At 48.1% G+C, this 18,485-nt stretch carries 16 protein-coding genes; 7 read left to right on the top strand and 9 right to left on the bottom strand.

From position 1 onward, the window contains the following. Positions 1-21: 21 nt before the first annotated feature. Positions 22-3,015 (bottom strand): bifunctional diguanylate cyclase/phosphodiesterase, encoded by a 2,994-nt coding sequence (locus AT705_RS06200; protein ID WP_058795920.1) that lies wholly within the window; start codon positions 3,013-3,015, stop codon positions 22-24. 313 nt (positions 3,016-3,328) lie between these two features. Here AT705_RS06200 and AT705_RS06205 point away from each other — a divergent pair, with 313 nt between their 5' ends. Then, the gene (locus tag AT705_RS06205; protein WP_010382400.1) at positions 3,329-4,483 is read left to right on the top strand and encodes a chorismate mutase; all 1,155 of its coding nucleotides are present in this window, start codon (positions 3,329-3,331) and stop codon (positions 4,481-4,483) included. 205 nt (positions 4,484-4,688) lie between these two features. On the opposite strand, the gene tyrA is transcribed toward AT705_RS06205, so the two are convergent. From tyrA to AT705_RS06235, 6 genes are all read right to left on the bottom strand, one after another. Further along, positions 4,689-5,822, bottom strand: coding sequence for a bifunctional chorismate mutase/prephenate dehydrogenase (tyrA, locus tag AT705_RS06210; RefSeq protein ID WP_058795921.1), 1,134 nt, complete (start codon positions 5,820-5,822; stop codon positions 4,689-4,691). Between the two features lie 161 nt (positions 5,823-5,983). Further along, a complete protein-coding gene (gene rplS, locus AT705_RS06215; RefSeq protein ID WP_058795922.1) occupies positions 5,984-6,343 on the bottom strand; it encodes a 50S ribosomal protein L19 in 360 nt (119 codons plus the stop codon). Between the two features lie 33 nt (positions 6,344-6,376). Further along, complete coding sequence (gene trmD, locus AT705_RS06220; protein WP_010382409.1) at positions 6,377-7,141, bottom strand: tRNA (guanosine(37)-N1)-methyltransferase TrmD; 765 nt, start codon at positions 7,139-7,141, stop codon at positions 6,377-6,379. Beyond that, on the bottom strand, positions 7,141-7,674 hold the full coding sequence (rimM, locus tag AT705_RS06225) for a ribosome maturation factor RimM (RefSeq protein ID WP_058795923.1): 534 nt from the start codon (positions 7,672-7,674) through the stop codon (positions 7,141-7,143). The genes trmD and rimM overlap by 1 nt, the downstream gene beginning before the upstream one ends. Positions 7,675-7,691: 17 nt before the next feature. Beyond that, positions 7,692-7,940: a 30S ribosomal protein S16 gene (gene rpsP, locus AT705_RS06230; RefSeq protein WP_010382415.1), complete on the bottom strand. Its 249-nt coding sequence runs from the start codon at positions 7,938-7,940 to the stop codon at positions 7,692-7,694. 286 nt (positions 7,941-8,226) lie between these two features. After that, positions 8,227-10,329 carry a TonB-dependent hemoglobin/transferrin/lactoferrin family receptor gene (locus tag AT705_RS06235; protein WP_058795924.1) on the bottom strand — a complete coding sequence of 701 codons (2,103 nt, stop codon included), beginning with the start codon at positions 10,327-10,329 and terminating at the stop codon, positions 8,227-8,229. 240 nt (positions 10,330-10,569) lie between these two features. On the opposite strand from AT705_RS06235, the gene AT705_RS06240 reads away from it, so the two are divergent. The 4 genes from AT705_RS06240 to AT705_RS06255 are packed head-to-tail and all read left to right on the top strand — an operon-like array spanning position 10,570 to position 13,954. Next, entirely contained in the window at positions 10,570-11,388 is an 819-nt protein-coding gene (locus AT705_RS06240) for a heme/hemin ABC transporter substrate-binding protein (RefSeq protein WP_058795925.1), read from the top strand. After that, positions 11,385-12,431, top strand: coding sequence for a FecCD family ABC transporter permease (locus tag AT705_RS06245; RefSeq protein ID WP_058795926.1), 1,047 nt, complete (start codon positions 11,385-11,387; stop codon positions 12,429-12,431). The genes AT705_RS06240 and AT705_RS06245 overlap by 4 nt, the downstream gene beginning before the upstream one ends. Further along, positions 12,424-13,221 (top strand): heme ABC transporter ATP-binding protein, encoded by a 798-nt coding sequence (locus tag AT705_RS06250; protein ID WP_058795927.1) that lies wholly within the window; start codon positions 12,424-12,426, stop codon positions 13,219-13,221. The genes AT705_RS06245 and AT705_RS06250 overlap by 8 nt, the downstream gene beginning before the upstream one ends. Beyond that, entirely contained in the window at positions 13,214-13,954 is a 741-nt protein-coding gene (locus tag AT705_RS06255; protein ID WP_058795928.1) for a HugZ family pyridoxamine 5'-phosphate oxidase, read from the top strand. Before AT705_RS06250 ends, AT705_RS06255 begins: the two co-directional genes overlap by 8 nt. Before the next feature lie 59 nt (positions 13,955-14,013). Here the strand turns inward: AT705_RS06255 and ffh are convergent, their stop codons facing one another. Beyond that, on the bottom strand, positions 14,014-15,393 hold the full coding sequence (ffh, locus tag AT705_RS06260; RefSeq protein WP_058795929.1) for a signal recognition particle protein: 1,380 nt from the start codon (positions 15,391-15,393) through the stop codon (positions 14,014-14,016). Between the two features lie 162 nt (positions 15,394-15,555). Here ffh and AT705_RS06265 point away from each other — a divergent pair, with 162 nt between their 5' ends. Then, positions 15,556-16,362 carry a cytochrome C assembly family protein gene (locus AT705_RS06265; protein WP_058795930.1) on the top strand — a complete coding sequence of 269 codons (807 nt, stop codon included), beginning with the start codon at positions 15,556-15,558 and terminating at the stop codon, positions 16,360-16,362. A 93-nt stretch (positions 16,363-16,455) separates the two neighbouring features. Then, on the top strand, positions 16,456-17,739 hold the full coding sequence (locus AT705_RS06270; RefSeq protein ID WP_058795931.1) for an HlyC/CorC family transporter: 1,284 nt from the start codon (positions 16,456-16,458) through the stop codon (positions 17,737-17,739). 45 nt (positions 17,740-17,784) lie between these two features. On the opposite strand, the gene AT705_RS06275 is transcribed toward AT705_RS06270, so the two are convergent. After that, positions 17,785-18,393 (bottom strand): transglycosylase SLT domain-containing protein, encoded by a 609-nt coding sequence (locus AT705_RS06275; RefSeq protein ID WP_058795932.1) that lies wholly within the window; start codon positions 18,391-18,393, stop codon positions 17,785-17,787. Positions 18,394-18,485 lie beyond the last annotated feature (92 nt).

Raw genomic sequence — 18,485 nt, forward strand, 5'->3', positions numbered from 1 at the left:
GGGCTGGCTTCGCACGCCAGACTAATGCGCCTGTTTTCCCTGGCCAATATCCGGGTGCTGACTTTGCATCAAAATTTCATGCTCAGTCAAAGGCGCGCTGTAATAGTAGCCTTGTACAATAAAACAGTTATTTCTTTGTAAGAAGGCCACTTGTTCCTGAGTCTCTACTCCTTCTGCAATCACCTTCATACTGAGTTTTTGTGCCATCGCGATGATAGCCGCGGTGATTTCCATATCATTAGAATCCTCAGGGATGTCCTTAACGAAAGACCGATCTACTTTGAGTACATCGACCGGAAAGCGTTTCAAATAACTCAGTGACGAATAGCCCGTGCCAAAATCATCAATGGACAAAGACACACCGAGCTTTTTCATTTCCAACAATTGCTCAATGGCGGCTTCAACATCTCCCATTAACATACTCTCTGTCAGCTCCAAATGTAGCATTTGAGGTGATAGCCCTGTCTCTTTTAATGTCATTGCAATATTGTCAATCAGCTCAGCATCTTTAAACTGACGAGCTGACAGGTTGATTGAAATATCTGCGGTACGCCCACTGCGGCGTAGTCTGGCTGAAAACTGGCAAGCTTCACGCAATACCCAGGCACCAAGCTCTACAATCATGCCGGTTGCTTCAGCAATAGGTATGAACTTTGTCGGTGCAATAAACCCTTTTTCAGGATGATACCAGCGCACCAGGGCTTCGTAGCCGACCACTTGCTCCGTAATGCTGTCAATCTGAGGTTGGTAGCGCAGACTGAACTGTCCTTCCTTGATGGCCTGGCGCAGCTCGTTTTCAATGTACAAACGCTCGTTGGCCGCTGCATCCAGTTCCTGTGAGTAAAAATGAAAGGTATTGCGCCCTTTCGCTTTGGCCTCATACATTGCCAAATCTGCGTGTTTCAGCAGCTGTTCTTCTTCTTTACTATCAAAAGGAGCCAGTGTAATGCCGATACTGGCGCTGACAATCACTTCATTGTTACCAAGCCGGATTGGTTTGGCCAATGTTCGCTGAATGGTATGTGCGACATCCATCGCATTTTCGCGGCTCTCAATCCCGCTGAGCAAAACAGCGAATTCATCACCGCCCAGGCGTGCAATCGTGTCTTCTGCGCGCAGCCTTTGTTTTAACCTGTCCGCCACTTCGACCAGCAAACGGTCTCCGGCATCGTGGCCCAGTGTGTCATTGATGCGTTTAAATTCGTCAAGATCAAAATAAAACAGTGCAAAGGCATAATGCCCGCGCTCTGCCAGTGCCATCGACTTACGCAGCTGCATGCGGAAAAAAGTGCGATTTGCCAGCCCGGTCAGAGTATCAAAATAAGCCAACTCTTCCATTTTTCGCTGGCTCTCTTTTACAAAGGAAATATCCTGAGCCGACGCCACATAGCTGGAAATTCTCCCATTCTCCTCTCTGATTGGGGAAATACTCAAACTCACCCAGATCGGCTCATCAGAGATGCCTTGCAGCAGTGTATCACCACGCCAGTAATTACGACTGCGCAGATCAAAGTCTATGTCATCGATAATGATCGCCATCTCTTTCGAGACAATACCGAGCAAGGGCGCACCGGTGAAATGCGCTTCGTTAAAACCGGTCATTTCCAACATTTTGGGATTGACATATTCAATCTTGAATCTGTCATTGGTGATCAGCACGCCGGTGCCAGAGAATTCCACAGCCTTACCTAACCGATTTGCTTGTTTTTGCGCAGACTCCCTTTCTGACACCCGGGTATTTAGCCCATGGATCAATTTACGGGTTTCATCGCTCATATCATTGATCGAAGCGTTCAACATTCCCAGCTCATCATTAGCATCTGGCAGTTCAGGATAGTCCAGCTGACCCTTACCAAACGACACCAACGCATCCACAGATTGATTAATGCGCCTGAGGATCAAGTGATAGATCACCTGATGCAGTAACAGAGAAACAAACAGCCCATAAATGATAAACAAGCCTGAGAACTTCCACTTCAAGTCATGCAATGCAAACAAAGCCGAATCTCGTTTCTTGTAATAGCCGATATACCAATCCAGCTCGGTAAGGTGCACAACGTTCGCCAGATAAGACTCCTGCTGATATCCGAATTCACTTTGCAAACTAGGTAAGTTAACGCGCAACGTATTGTCTATCATTTCCTGAAAGGCAGCGGGCAAGGAACCTTTATCTGCCAGTTGATTATTATGCGCAATAATCCCCATATTGGGTGCAGATAACACACGTCCCTGCTTATCAAAAACAATGTATGCTGATTCTTCGGTGGATTTCGGTAGCCGTCTAAGCAACACATCGAGCTCCAGATCACTGCCCGTAAACCCCTGATAAACATCGTCAACATACAATGGCACGAGTACACTAACGACCCATTTGCTCCAGACTGCATCATAATGAATCCCAGACCACAATGCCTGGCGAGTGGGGTTAAGCTCTTCGCGCAACAATGGCAACCCATGAATACTGAAATGACTACTCCCTTTGCCGTCCACCAGCAACGAGTTTGGCGGTGAAATACGCACAAAGTCATCTGTGGTATGGAGATAAAAATTAAAAAAGTCCTGCAATAACAAAGGGGACAAAGAATTCCAGACGAATTCTGATTCGGTAAGTAATGCCTGAGTCTGTTCGTTCAGGTTTTTTACTGGCAAGTAGGCCGCTGAAATACCATTTGCGGCGATACTATTAATACGCTCATCGTTTCGATTAATTTGTACCTGCTGTTCAGATGAGGTTTGTCCGGGTTGCTCCGAAAACAAAGACCTGCTCACCACCATGTTGGCTTGCTGCGCCAACTTTTTCTTTAGTGTGAGAAACTCAGAGAAGTGCATCTGGGTTTGTTCGCTTTGCACCCTCAACTCATGAAATTCTTCGTAGACAAGCTGCTTTTCTTCGGTTTTCAACATTAAAGCAGCAGCAATTGCCCCGGCAATCAAACAAACAGCGGCAGTTAACACCGGAAGTTTGACACTAAGCGAGTTAAAACCAAAGCGAGACACAGGTCGTCGATAGCCCACGATAAACCTTTTAGCTATTTATAGTTTTTTCAGGATAAGTGCGCAGAATATACCAGATCATGGGGAGCCTCGCCAAACACTTTGCCAAATATGTCTCAATTCGGACTTGTATAGTTAAAATGATCTGTGCTAATAATAGCGTTAATTAAATTAAGCACCAAAATTTAGACAGATTTATGACTATAACACGCGACTATTTTTTCTTTTTTAGCTTCTTTAGGTGAAGAGGCTTAACTGTTTGCGTGTAAAAGTTCAGATAGCTAAGCCTCCCACACTGGGAGGCTTTTTTTTGGCACAATGGGAGTGAGGACCTATGACACAAGATACTTTGGATGCTCTGCGTAAAGACATCAACGAAATTGACTCTGAGCTGCTTATCCTGCTGGCAAAACGCCGCAGACTAAGCCACAGCGTATTGGAATATAAGATCACCAATAACAAACCAATCCGAGACGAAGCTCGCGAGCTCGCGCTACTGGAAAAGCTCATCAACTATGGTAAATCACTGGGCCTGGACCCTTTTTATATCAATAATGTTTTTCAGGTTATCCTGGAAGATTCAGTATTGAATCAACAAGCGATGTTACAAAAAAGCCTGAACCCGGAGTCGTTAAGCGATACGCATAAAGTGGCTTATCTTGGCGGACAGGGATCATACAGCCAGCTTGCCTGCCACAAATATTTTAGCCGCCGCCCGGGTACCCTGGTTGAACTGGGATGCCAGACATTTTTAGATATCACCCAGTCTGTCGAAAAAGGTCAGGCTGATTACGGTATTTTACCCATTGAAAACACCAGCTCTGGCAGTATCAATGAAGTCTTTGATTTACTCCAGCACGCTCAGGTCTCGATTATTGGCGAGGTGACGCACAGCGTAGAACATTGTTTGTTGGCGCAAGAAGGCACAACCCTCAAAGACATCAACAAAATTTTTGCACATCACCAACCTTTCGCACAATGCAGTCGCTTCCTGGAAGGCCTCGGCGACCTGACGCAAGAAGCCTGTGACTCCACCTCCAGTGCGCTTAAACTGGCAGCCGATACCCCGAATAGTGCAGCTATTGGTTCAGCACAAGCCGGGAAAGGATTCGGCCTTGAAGTGCTGAAAACGGGTCTCGCGAACCAGGCTGAGAATCACAGCCGCTTTATTGTCGTTGCACGTCAGCCACTGCAAGTATCGACACAGATCCCGACCAAAACCAGCCTGATCATGGCAACCAAACAAAAAGTCGGCTCCCTAGCCGATGCCCTGATGGTTTTCAAAGAGCACAACATTAACATGACTAAGCTGGAATCACGTCCGGTACCAGGTAACCCTTGGGAAGAAGTCTTTTATGTTGACCTGCAGGCCAATGTCGCCGACAAACTGGTGCAAAGCGCCCTTGAATCGCTAAAAGAGCATACTCAGTTTGTGCGCATTCTGGGCTGCTATCAAAGCGAATCTTTGCAGGCAGTCGAAGTTGTATAATGCCAATTTGCTTAATTAAGTGCTCTATTTTGAGGCGAGAAAATAGGGTCGATAACAAGGCGAAAATTTTGCGATTTAGTTATTCTAAATAAGAAATTTTTAACGCCGTTAGCGTCATATTTGCTCCTTCAAATTGAGCAAGGTATTAAGTGAAATTGGTATTAATTATTCTGAGCGAGGCCTGCCTCGCTCTGATATGAAGCAATTATGAAATGACCTTAGCGTCGTTAGCCTTGTTCAGCAAACCACGGCTTTGGCGCAAAAAGGTTTGGGCACTGTCCGAAAAATATCCCTTCGCTTCTTCAAACGCGGCCATTAAGGCAGCTTTATCCCCGGCCTGTAATCTGCTCAGGGTCTGCTCAAACGTATCCTGATAGCTCGCGAGTAACCCTTCTACTTCGTCAAATTGAGCTAACATAATGTCGGTATAGAGCTCTCCCGATTGCGCGAACAAACGACCGACCATCATAAGTTCTAACTGATAAATTGGCGATGAGCAGCTTCTTAGCTCTTCCAGTGTATGACATTGCCGGGCCAAAAACTGGCCATATACAAAGGTTGTCAGGTGGCGCATAACCTGAATGATCTGCATTGCCTGATCGTGCTTTTTAGCCGCCATGTTCGCCAAGTGACAGCCCCAGATCTGTAATTGGTCAAGCAGTCCCTGATAAACTTCACCACCACGCCCGTCGCACACTACGACTGTTTGTTTAACCCAGTGTGAAATATCCGGTCCAAACATAGGGTGTAGCCCGACCACAGGTCCCGGATGCTTTTTCATCATCGCCTGTAACGGGGCTTGTTTAACCGATGTAATGTCAGCGAGTATGCACTCATCGGGCAATGGTGGCAGGTCCTGGATAACCTGCTCTAAAGCATTGATAGGGACACTCAACAATACCAGCCTGGCGTCTGCAAGAATGCTAGCCTGATCGGCCTGCTGTGCCTTGTCGAGCACCCGTACTTCATATCCAGAGCGTTGCAACTGGCGAGCAAAAAGCTGGCCCATAGCCCCCGCGCCACCGACAATCACCACAGGGGATAATTGCGGCGCTGCACATGCCAATTCACTTTGCTGATTTTCATAAGCCTCGCGCATCATACGGCGCAAAATGTCTTCAACCAGATCCGGGTTTACCCCTTTGCGCTCGGCCTGTGCTCGCCGGGCCTCAATCAGGCTGGCTTCCCGTTGCGGCACATGCAGTGGTGCCCCGGAGGCTTGTTTTATTTTCCCCACCTGCTCAGTGAGCTCACGCCGCTGCGCGAGCAGGTCAACTAACGCACTGTCACACGCGTCAATTTTGTCCCTGAGCAAGGATAGTTCAGATGTTTGACTCATTCCCATACCGTAAACTATTATTTACTTCAGTAAACTAAAAGATACAACCAGTCTAACAGGAAGAAATAGGATTAGGAAGCGGATTGATATTATAGGATACAGAAACCAAAACGGGCCACTCAAAGAGTGGCCCGTTTTTAAGCATTGGTAAATGCGACGTATTAATTAAGTTTTTCTTTAATACGTGCAGACTTACCAGAACGCTCACGCAGATAGTAAAGTTTCGCGCGGCGAACTGCACCACGACGCTTCACTGCAATGCTGCTGATAAGAGGGCTGTGCGTTTGGAATACACGCTCTACACCTTCACCGTTCGAGATTTTACGAACTGTGAATGCAGAGTGAAGACCACGATTACGCTTAGCGATTACAACACCTTCAAAGGCCTGTAGACGCTCTTTGTCACCTTCTTTAACGCGAACCTGAACAACAACTGTGTCACCAGCGCCGAACGCAGGTACGTCTTTTTTAAGCTGCTCTTCTTCAAGCGCTTTAATAATATTTTGGTTTACTTTTGCCATTTTATTTCTCACATTCCTAGGAGTAACTGTCTTCTAGCCACAAGCTTCATGTTCTTGCTGAAATTCAGCAAGCAAACGTACTTGCTCCTCAGTCAGAGCTAGGTTACGCAACAAGTCTGGACGGCGTAACCAAGTTCTACCCAGTGACTGCTTTAAGCGCCACTCGGCTATCGCTTGGTGGTTTCCACTGAGTAATACAGCAGGCACCTGTTTTCCATCCAACGTTTCTGGCCGAGTATAGTGTGGACAATCTAATAAGCCGTCTGAAAACGAATCTTGTTCAGCAGACTGGTTGTGTCCCAGCACACCAGGCACCAATCGAGCGACTGCGTCGATCAATGTCATGGCAGGCAGTTCACCCCCACTTAAAATAAAATCCCCGATGGACCATTCTTCGTCGACATACGACTCGATGATCCGCTCGTCTATACCTTCGTAGCGACCAGCGACTAAAATCAACTTTTCGGATTGAGCCAGTTCGGCCGCACCTTGTTGATCTAACTTCCGCCCTTGTGGAGACATATAAATTACTTTAGCGCCCTCACCTGCCGCCTGTTTGGCGTCAAGGATAGCTTGCTTGAGAGGCTCGACCATCATCAACATCCCCGGACCACCACCATAAGGCCGATCATCAACGGTTCTGTGTTTATCTAGCGCATAGTCTCTCGGGTTCCAGCAGTGAAAGTCGATCAGCCCGTTTTTTACGGCCCGACCGGTTACACCTTGCTGAGTTACCGCGTCAAACATTTCAGGAAAGAGCGAAATCACCCCAACCCATAGTTTTTGCTGTTCACTCATTAAAATGCCGGATCCCAGTCTACAGTAATTTCTCTATCTTCGTGTTTAACCTCAATCACGACAGAATCTGTCAGGAATGGAATTAAACGCTCAGACTGACCAAATGCATCTTTTTTGTTTGCTTTCACAACCAAAACGTCATTTGACCCAGTCTCCATCAAGTCATCAACATGACCCAGGTTATACCCTTTTGTCGTAACGACTGTCATACCGATGAGATCTCGCCAATAAAACTCCCCTTCTGGTAATTCGGGAAGCTGCTCTACATCTACTGAGATTTCTGCATTGGTCAGTGCCATTGCTTCGTCTCTGTCGTTGATGTTCGCAAACTTAGCGATAAAGCCCTTGCTGTGTCGACGCCAGTCGCTCACCTCAAGGGTTTGCCATTTACCTTGTTGACCTATCAACCATGGGCTGAAATCGAAGATCCCTTGGGGATCATCAGTAAATGAATGCACCTTAAGCCAACCTTTGATGCCATAAGGAGCACCAAGTTTACCAACAACGATTGTCGAGGCTTTTTCTTGACTCATGGTTACACTTACGCCTATTAAGCCGCTTTACGAGCGTCTTTAACCAGTTTAGCTACGCGATCAGAAAGACCAGCGCCTTGACCTACCCAGTGATCAACACGGGCAAGGTCCAGACGAAGCTTTTCTTCTTGACCAGCAGCGATTGGGTTAAAGAAACCTACTTTCTCGATGAAACGACCGTCACGCGAGAAACGGCTATCCGCAACCACGATTTGATAGAATGGACGCTTTTTAGCGCCGCCACGTTGCAAACGAATAGTTACCATACCGTCCTCTACATAGATTGACTGTTTTCATTAATAAGATTTGCTTCCCACTTTGGGAAGCTGGGGAATTGTACGTCTTTTTTCACGCATTGCAAGTGTGAAATCCATTTTATTACCAAATGATGAAGACGCAGTACCATTGGCAGGGAGTAACGCGTTGGTGGGTATGTCTTTGCAGCACTGTCTCCATGAACTTAGACCAACATAGTACGACGAGTCTGAGATTAGAAGGGCCTTAAACGCAAAGACCCTTCTATATATAGGTAAGGTGCCAGAGGTGGGCTAATTAGAAAGTCACTTTTACCTTAGCTGCCAGATATCGCCCAGGCATGGTGTACTGAGACAAGTCCGTGTCTGAGGCACTGCCCGCGACACGCTCGTACTGCACATATTCTTTGTCCAGCAAGTTAAACACGCCCATATTCACTTTCCAGTTGTGCCATTGATAGTCAGCAAACACATCTACAGTCGCCCAACCTGATGTTTTAATGTTTGCATCGGAAGGCACTTTGTCCATGTTGCTGGCAGCACGCAACGCAGTGGTTATCGACCAGTTATCAGAGTCGTACCGCGCTTTAACAAACCCGTTGAGCGGGCTCAAAGACTCTATATATTCATCGGTTTGTGCGTTTTTCCCATGCAGATAAGTCAGACCACTGTCTAAGGCAATCTGATCATCCAGCCACAGAGTCATGCTGGCTTCAATCCCTTTGATTTTAACTTCCTCGATATTTTGATACTGGAATACCTGCTTACTGACGTTTGGAATAAAGGTGGGCTCAGTGCGGATCAGCTGATTGGCAATAAAATCATCGAAAGTCGAGTGAAATACCGCCACTGAAAACTGGCTGTTATCAAAGTGCCCCTTTAAGCCAAGTTCAAGGCTGTCACTGGATTCCGGATCCAGGTCTGAATTAGGCATGATCTGGTAAAATGGCTCAACGCCATGGTTCTGGTAAGCCTGGTCATGTGGCGGGATCTTAAAGCCCCTTGCATATTGGCCAATCAGATTCAGATGCTTCGTGATGCTGTACACAGCCCCCAGCTTAGGCGACAACGCGGTTTCATTGATTTTTTCAAATGCGCCTTCTGTGTAAAGTGCATTGTCTTTTGGTGTCATCCGGTAGCTGTCGAGACGCAGCCCGGCATTCACCGTCAGTGTATCAGGGATCAATGCCATATTATCCTGCACAAATACCCCCAGCAGCGTTGTATCAGCACCTGGAAAAGCCTTTTGTGCTTCGCGGTCCTTCACCAGAGTGCCTTGCAGCGTACGCCGTGATTTATAGCGAGGCCGTTGTGTTTCATAACGATCAACATCGAATCCGTACACTAGCTGATGCTGAACATTGCTCAGGTTAAGCTGCTTGTCGAGTACCAGGCGGGTGCCAATAATCGTTTGCTCAAAACGGTAGTCATTGTTATCCACATACGGCCCGGTGCGATCTGCGCCAGTACGGACTTGATCACTTGTTTGTTCATAATCACTGAAGTAACCCTTCGCTTCAAGGTTGTCAAACAGCTTCGTTGCTGCACTGCTTTTATACTGCGCCGACACCGCCAGACTATCATTAACCTCGGCCGTTTCATTGCGTTGTACTGTCAGCACCTGATCAGTTTCCTGTTGATAGTAGTCCAGCGTGACCAATAAACTAGATTGTGTATCCAGTGCGAGCTCACCTTTAAGCACCGCAGCAGTCGCACTGTAGTCATAGTTTGGAAGAGATTCGTCATAGTTTTGTGTCTGCTCGCCCTCACGGCGGGTTAATTGGGCTGAAATTGCATGTTCACCCAGACGCGTTGCGAATACACCGCTGAAACTCTGCTCGTCACTGGCACCATGATAGCCAGCGCTCAAGTGCGCATAACGGGTGCTGCCAGCCAGGTAGTCAGTGGGCGACTTAGTGGATACGACAACAATGCCACCCAGTGCGTCGGAGCCATATAATGAAGAGGCAGCCCCTTTAGCGATTTCAATTTGTCTGACACCTTCTACATCCAGATAACCACGCCCAATCAACAGCCCCTGCCCCCCTTGGTATGCATCATTGAGACGACGACCATCTTTAATATATACGATCCGATTACCGCCAACCCCGCGCACAGTGATTGCCTGAGCACTACCTGCACTGCCTTGCGTGGTCATGCCGGTCTGATAACGAAGCGCCGTTGCTAGGTCAATACTGACTTCCTGATCCAGAGTCTGCTCTGTCACCACGCTAACGCTGCCAGTCACATCCGATAGCTTTTGCGCGATTCGCGAACCACTAACGACAATAACCTCAGCGGACTTTTCAAATTCATCGGCCTTTACATCGGCCTTTACATCGGTTGTACCAAGAAGCGCCGACACTATACCAAGCGCAATACTGCTGTGCTTTAGAGTCATAGAAACCTCATTCAGTGAATTGAACAGAACTATTTTGCTGTGCACTATAATGTCCCGACAAACCAATTGCAAATGATAATGGTTTGCATTTTTATATTTATGTAGATTTAACCATCCCCATCCAGTAGAATCAAACCCTCGCGGGGGAGGTACCTCTTTAGCAGCGGTTGCCCTTGCATTAATAAAGTGTGACTCAGGCGACACTTTCGCTTAAAACTATTGATCTTAACGGGATAAACAATGCGTAAATGTGTATTTTTAATCTTGGTACTGACAATCAGTCAGCCACTGCTTGCCGCGCAACGGATCGTTGTCGCTGGCGGCTCATTAACGGACATCGTATTTGCTCTGGGGGCCGGAGAGAAGGTCGTGGCTGTTGACACCTCCAGCACATCACCAGTTGATGCAACTAAACTACCTAAAGTTGGTTATTACCGGGATCTTGCCGCTGAAGGCGTACTGTCACAGCATCCGGAACTGATCCTGGCATTGGCAGGCAGTGGCCGACCCGAAGTATTAAAGCAGTTACGTAGCACTGGGGTACCACTAAACCTGTATGACAAACCAAAAAATATCGGTGAACTGTTCAACCTGATAGGTCATCTTGGCCGAGATCTGAACCGTCAAAGTCAGGCACAACAGCTGATCACCAGACTCAAGCAAACCATACCAGCCAAAGCCCCCCCGTCATCACACAGCGCCCTGTTTATTCTGTCTGCCGGCGATCGCGGTGTGACCGTAGCAGGCCCTGAAACAGTACCCGATCTCTTATTTGGCTATACGGGTATACGTAACCTGGCAACAGCGCCCGGATATAAACCCTTTAATCGCGAAGCGATGCTGGTCAGCGCCCCTGATTTTCTGGTTGCACCCAGTCATGTTGTCTACAGCCTTGGTGGACCCGAGCAGTTTTGCCAGCAAAGTGCGCTGGCCTTATTACCAGCCGCACAGCAATGCAAACTGCTGGTAATGGACTCTCTGATGTCGATGGGAATGACCACTCGCCTGCCTGAAGCGATTGCACAGCTTGCGGCATACCGTGAAAACTCAGTGCTATGAGTCAAAGTTATGCGATTTTAACCGCGCGTCATCACACTGTCTGGCTGTGGTTTTGCGGTGCTGCGCTCACTGCACTGGCCTGGCTGTCTCTAAGTAGTGGGCCAGTTGGCTGGGACTGGCGCATCCCGCTGGCGGTCCTCCTCCCGGACTCGGCTATACAAGGGATCAGTGAATTACATATGACCGTCGTTACCCAAATCCGCCTGCCCAGGCTACTGCTGGCGCTACTGGTAGGGTGCGTCCTGGCCTGTAGTGGTGCCGCCAGTCAGGCTCTGTGCCGTAACCCCCTGGCAGATCCGAGCCTGATGGGAGTTACCGGTGGTGCAGCCGTCGCTGCCATAGCAGTCATTGCACTGTCGCCCAAGGTGCCTTTTATCAACGAAGCCATGGTCGCACCGGCTGCCTTTCTGGGCGCTCTGACTATCACTTCTTTGTTGTATCGTATTGCCAGTCATAATGGTCAGATCCAGATCACGGTATTATTGCTTGCCGGGGTAGCAATCAATGCCGTGGCCATGGCACTGATAGGGTTGTTCAGCTTTTTTGCTGATGACACCTCTTTGCGTCTGATGACATACTGGCAGATGGGTGCTCTGGCGGGTGCCAGCTGGCCTGCCATGCAATACGGTGCGCCTCTCATTCTCATTTGTGTCGTGATGCTATTCATGCGACGCAAGCAGATCAATGCCCTGATGCTGGGAGAGCGCGATGCAAGACACCTTGGCGTTAATGTCCGTCAGTTAAAAAACGAAGTGATTTTTCTGGTTGCACTGGGCGTTGGTGGCGCCGTTGCCATGTCCGGCATGATTGGCTTCATTGGTTTGCTGGTACCTCACCTGGCACGCCTGCTGGTCGGTCCGGATCTGCGGCGTATGCTGCCTTTGAGCATGTTACTGGGCTGCGTAGTATTACTCATCGCAGACTGGCTGGCACGCCTGGTTGTTGCACCTTCAGAGCTGCCAATTGGTGTGATCACCGCCCTGTTCGGCAGTCCATTTTTTGTGTATTTATTGATACAACAAAAGCGAGGAGCCCATGCTTGAATGTCGTAACCTGACTGTTACCCGTGGCGGCAAGCCGGTATTAACTGACTTGTCACTGACGCTTGAAACAGGCCAGCTCATTGTGCTGCTGGGAGAAAATGGCGCCGGAAAATCGACTTTGCTCAGTGCAATTTGTGATGATATTTCTTACCAGGGCACGATCTTATGGCACGGCGAGCCGCTCAACAGGCGTGATGCACTCACACTGGCCACTGAGCGCGCAGTATTGTTGCAGCATAACCGGGTCAATTTTGCTTTTAACACCGCCGAGCTTATCGCCATGGGCCGCTACCCTTATCAGGAAAGCGCTGCTGAACAGGCTCGCGTCGTTGATGAACTCATCACACAACTGGCACTGGAAAAGCTCGCCAAGCGTGAAGTTACGCAACTGTCCGGTGGCGAATTTCAGCGCGCTCAGTTTGCCCGCTGCCTGGCCCAGTTGAATGCGCACAACCCGGCCACCCGAAATAAGCTGATGCTACTGGATGAACCCACATCAGCACTCGATTTGCATCATCAACATCGGGTGCTGAGTACCGCACAACGCTTTGCCCACCAGGGTAACACCGTGATCGCGGTATTGCATGATTTAAATCTGGCTTCGTTGTATGCTGACCGGATACTCTTGTTAGATCAAGGCCAGATCCGCAGTGATGGCACACCACAAGACGTACTCAGGCTGGATGTATTGCAACCCATTTACCAAACAGGCATGCAGATTAACCTGCATCCTGGATATAATATACCTATGATATTCTCAGAACCGCTAACAGGAGCTCCCAATGCGTGAACAAGCCGTTTTTGAAGCGCGCCAGCTACTCAGACAATCTGCCGTCTGTGTCATGTCAACACTATCTAAAAACCTGGCGGGCTACCCTTTTGGCTCGGTCACGCCATTTATGAGTGACGATCTGGGTAGGCTGATTTTTTACATCGCAGGCATTGCACAGCACTCGCGCAATCTGACAGAAGACAGCAGAGTGTGCGCGACAATTTTTGATGCAGCACAAAGTGGCGATCAAAATGAACATGCCCGTGTCACTATCGTCGGCGACGCAGCTCCGGTACCGGATGAGGAAGCAGCCGAGCTACTGCTACGCTATGAACGTCACTTTCCGGAAGCCATTAGCTACCGGCAAGCCCATGACTTTAAATTGTGGCGCATGGAAATTAAACGCGTGCGTTATATCGCTGGCTTTGGGCAGATTTTCTGGTTAGAGGCGGAAGAATGGGCACAGCCTGCTGCGAATTGGGATCTGGCCACTGAAGCACACATGGTCAAGCACATGAATGACGACCATCAGGATGCCAATCAGTTGATCCTCAAGCTGGTGCATAATGTTGCTGCCGCAGAGGTGACTATGACGACAATCCTCAATGAAGGATGCTATTTCAGAGCAAATGACAAGTCTTATTACGTCCCCTTCGAAGCGCGCTGTGAAGACGCTATGGCTGTGCGTAAAGCGCTGGTAAGCCTTACCAAAGCCGCCCGCGCACAATTTGATGAAGCCGTAGAAAGCTGAACATTAAAAAGGACAGAGTGATGTGAATCAGTCTGTCCTTTTCTCAGTTTGGGTCTGAATTAAAACTTCGGACCACCACCACCGAACATGCCTGGTGGCATCATACCTTTCATGTTCTTCATCATTTTCATCATGCCGCCTTTACCCTTCATTTTTTTCATCATTTTCTGCATCTGGGTAAACTGCTTAAGCAATTTGTTGATATCCTGAACCTGAGTACCGGAACCGGCCGCAATCCGCTTCTTACGCGAGCCTTTAATCACTTCAGGGCGCGCGCGCTCATGTGGTGTCATAGAGTTAATGATGGCTTCCATCTGATTAAAGGTCTTGTCATTCACCTGACCTTTCACGGCATCCGGTAAGTTAGACATGCCAGGGAGCTTATCCAGCATCGACATCATGCCGCCCATGTTTTTCATCTGGCGCAGCTGCTCAGCAAAGTCTTCGAGCGTGAAGCCATCGCCTTTAAAGACTTTCTCAGCGACTTTAGCCGCTTTGTCTTTATCAACCTTAGACTCAACTTCTTCAATCAATGACAGCACGTCGCCCATGCCAAGAATACGTGACGCAACACGATCCGGGTGGAAGGGTTCCAGTGCATCCGTACGCTCACCAACACCGATGAACTTAATAGGTTTGCCCGTGATATGACGAATAGATAAAGCCGCACCACCACGCGCATCACCATCGGTCTTGGTCAGGATCACACCTGTCAGTGGCAAAGCTTCGTCAAAGGCCTTTGCAGTATTTGCGGCATCCTGACCGGTCATGGAGTCCACAACGAACAGGGTTTCAATCGGAGAGATAGCTGCGTGCAGATCTTTGATCTCGCCCATCATCTCATTATCGACGTGCAAACGACCGGCAGTATCCACCAGCACCACGTCAATGAATTTTTTCTTCGCATGCGCAATTGCATTCGTCGCGATGTCCACCGGCTTTTGCGAAATATCACTGGGGAAAAATTCAACGTCCACTTCCTGGGCCAGCGTTTCAAGCTGTTTGATTGCCGCAGGACGGTATACGTCAGCACTGACTACCAGCACAGATTTTTTCTTACGCTCTTTTAAAAACTTAGCCAGTTTACCCACACTGGTGGTTTTACCCGCACCTTGCAGGCCGGCCATCATAACGACCGCAGGTGGCTGCGCTGCCAGGTTCAGCTCCTCGTTGGCCTCCCCCATAGCTTTTTCGAGCTCTTCACGAACGATCTTGATGAAAACCTGGCCCGGGCTAAGGCTCTTAGTCACTTCAACACCAACCGCACGCTCTTTGACCTGCTTCACAAAGTCTCTGACCACAGGCAAAGCTACGTCTGCTTCAAGCAGCGCCATACGCACTTCACGGAGCGTTTCTTTAATATTGTCTTCGGTTAGTCGGCCACGGCCGCTGATGTTTTTAAGCGTTTTTCCTAAGCGTTCTTGGAGGTTCTCAAACATTTATCGCTTCCAGTATGTCGTAATTGCCCGGTATTATACTGATATGCGCGTCACTAATACAGTATTCAAGTCAGTTAAGAAACTTTTTCCCTGCCTCTATGCAAGAACCCGAGCTTAAAATACAATAGCCTACAAAAGGAGCATGTAAGTAGAAAGCCATTCATGTTGATCATCAGTTTATCGTTGTTTGCCAGTCTGTTTTATGTACTTGCCACAGGGCATGTATTGTCGCGCCTATTCCATAAGGAAGGCCCTAGCCAAAAGCTGACCATTATCTTCAGCACAGTGGCGATCCTCAGCCACATGCTGGTGCTGGTAAACTCCGTGTTTACGCAAGATGGACAAGACCTCAGTACCATCAACGTTGCCCTGCTCACCTGCTGGGTCATTGTGGTATCGGTAACGACTGTCTCCTTGAAGTTCCCAGCTACCTTATTGCTACCCGTTGTCTATGGGTTCGCCGCGATACTCCTCGTTGCCAGCTTGTTTGTACCCCACCACATAGTGATGAAGTCACTGGAAGTCGACATTGGCCTGGTGGTTCATATTTCTCTGTCGTTACTGGCATATTGTGTACTCATCATCGCCACGCTATACGCCGTACAGTTTTATTTCATTGACCGTCGCCTGAAAGAAAAAGATCTAGCTATTATGCATAGCCACTTGCCACCCTTAATGCAGGTTGAATCGCAGCTTTATCAGCTGCTTACTGTAGGCACAGCACTGTTGACCCTGGCACTGTTGTCTGGCTTTGTGTTCCTTGAAGGCATGTTTGCCAAAGAGTTTTTGCACAAAACCGTACTGTCACTCATTGCCTGGTGTATGTTCAGTGCAGTCACCGTTGGCCACCATCAGTTTGGCTGGCGGGGTAAATCCGTCGTATTCGCTGTATTAGGGGCCTCAGGCATCGTTACGTTAGCCTATTTCGGCAGTCGATTTGTTCAAGAAGTGATCTTAGGTAAGTTTTAATCTAAGTTTTAACTTAAGTTCATGCTTTTTGACTTGACTCTGAATTCTGGCTAACGCTTAATACTCCTTCGTAAGCAAAAAAGGGATCCTCTGTTGGACGACATATCAACCAGCGCCTTGTTTATTATTCTTGGCGTGCTTGTTCTGCTCTCGGGTTATTTTTCCAGTTCGGAAACCGGGATCATGTCTATTAACCGCTACCGACTACGCCATTTGGTAAAAGAAAAACACAAATCGGCACGGCGCGTAGACGAACTTCTGAAGCGACCAGACCGCTTGATCGGTCTGATCCTTATCGGTAATAACCTGGTTAACATCGCCGCTTCTGCGGTTGCCACTGTGTTAGGTATGCGCCTGCTGGGTGATGCAGGTATTGTCGTCGCCACCTTTGTACTGACCCTAGTTATCCTGATCTTCGCCGAAGTCACGCCTAAAACGCTGGCAGCGCTGTATCCAGAGAAAATCGCATTCCCAAGCTCTGTGATCCTGAAAATACTTCTAAAAATACTCTTTCCTGTGGTTGTGACGGTCAACTGGATCACCAATGGCATGTTAAAACTCATTGGCGTATCACCGGAGCAGATAGAAGAACACAGTCTGAGTAAAGAGGAGCTCAAAACGGTATTAAATGAGTCTGGTGCCATGTTGCCCACCAATCACCAGGACATGATGACCTCTATTCTGGACTTAGATCACGTTACGGTTGAAGACATTATGATCCCACGCAGTGAGATCAATGCCATCGACATCAATGACGACTGGAAAGACATTTCTAAACAGCTGACCAATGCGCAACACACTCGGGTTCTGCTATATCGGGATCAAATTGATGATGCCGTTGGTTTTATTCACTCACGCGATGCATTGCGTCTGTTGACCAAAGAGCAGTTTGATAAACCATCACTGTTGCGTGCTGTGCGAGAGATCTACTACATCCCGGAAAGTACCTCACTGAACACTCAACTTTTGAAGTTCCAGCAAAATAAAGAGCGTATCGGTCTGGTGGTTGACGAGTACGGAGATATCCAGGGTCTGGTGACACTGGAAGACATCCTCGAAGAGGTTGTGGGTGACTTTACCACGACTAAAACACCTGCCCCCAGCGATGAGGTCGATGTGCAGAACGATGGCTCGGTTGTGGTCGACGGTGGTGCCAACGTACGTGACCTTAATAAAGAAATGCACTGGCATCTGCCAACAGAAGGGCCTAAAACACTCAGCGGCCTGATTGTTGAGCACCTGGAGGATATTCCTCAAACTCAGCTTGGTCTGAAAATCGCGGGCTACCCCATGGAAGTGGTCGAGGTGAAGGAAAACATGATTAAGGTGGTTAAGGTTTACCCACACAAGAAAAGTAAATCTGCCAACGCTGAATAAAAAAAAGCCGCAATCGCGGCTTTTTTATGTCCTACTGTTTAGTTACTAAGAAAACAAACGCTCAAACCAGTTCTTGTCTAAGTCTGCCTCGCAGCGCTTGAGCTGAGCACCATAACGCGCAGCCCGATGTTTTACTTTATTCGCTACTTGCATCAGCCACTTTTTCTTTTTATACGTACCACGGCGGTAACCGCCCCACCCTTCATGGTAGTTGAGATACTGTGCATAAGCATCCCACTTCGAAACGCCATTAATTTTATGCGTTTTATAAACAAACCAGCCCATGAAGTCGATAGCGTCTTCGAAGTCATCACGATCTGCGCCTGAGTTGCCGGTTTCACGAATATAGTCACTCCAGGTGAGTGTTTTTGCCTGAGAGTAGCCATAAGCACTGCTGGCTCGACCAATAGGGATGACCCATAAAAAATACTCCATCGGCGGAGCAGCATCATGTCTGAAAGAACTTTCCTGATACATCATACTCATCAACACATGTTTGGGCGAACCCCACTTTTCTTGTGCGTCTTTTGCATCAAAATACCAGTCGTCTTTTTCCTCAAAAATCTTACAAATATCATTCGGCTGCTTCGGAGGTGCCGTCGCACAGCCGGTTAGTGCAGCCAACAAAGGTAATAAAATTATTTTTTTTCTCATTTTTTTATAAACTCGTTGAACTTTTCTAAATTGTGCCGGTCTTACTCTCTGAATGCAGCAGTTTAGCATTGTTTCATCCCTGAAATTTATTT

The organism is Pseudoalteromonas rubra (genome assembly GCF_001482385.1).
Classification (GTDB): Bacteria; Pseudomonadota; Gammaproteobacteria; order Enterobacterales; family Alteromonadaceae; genus Pseudoalteromonas; species Pseudoalteromonas ardens.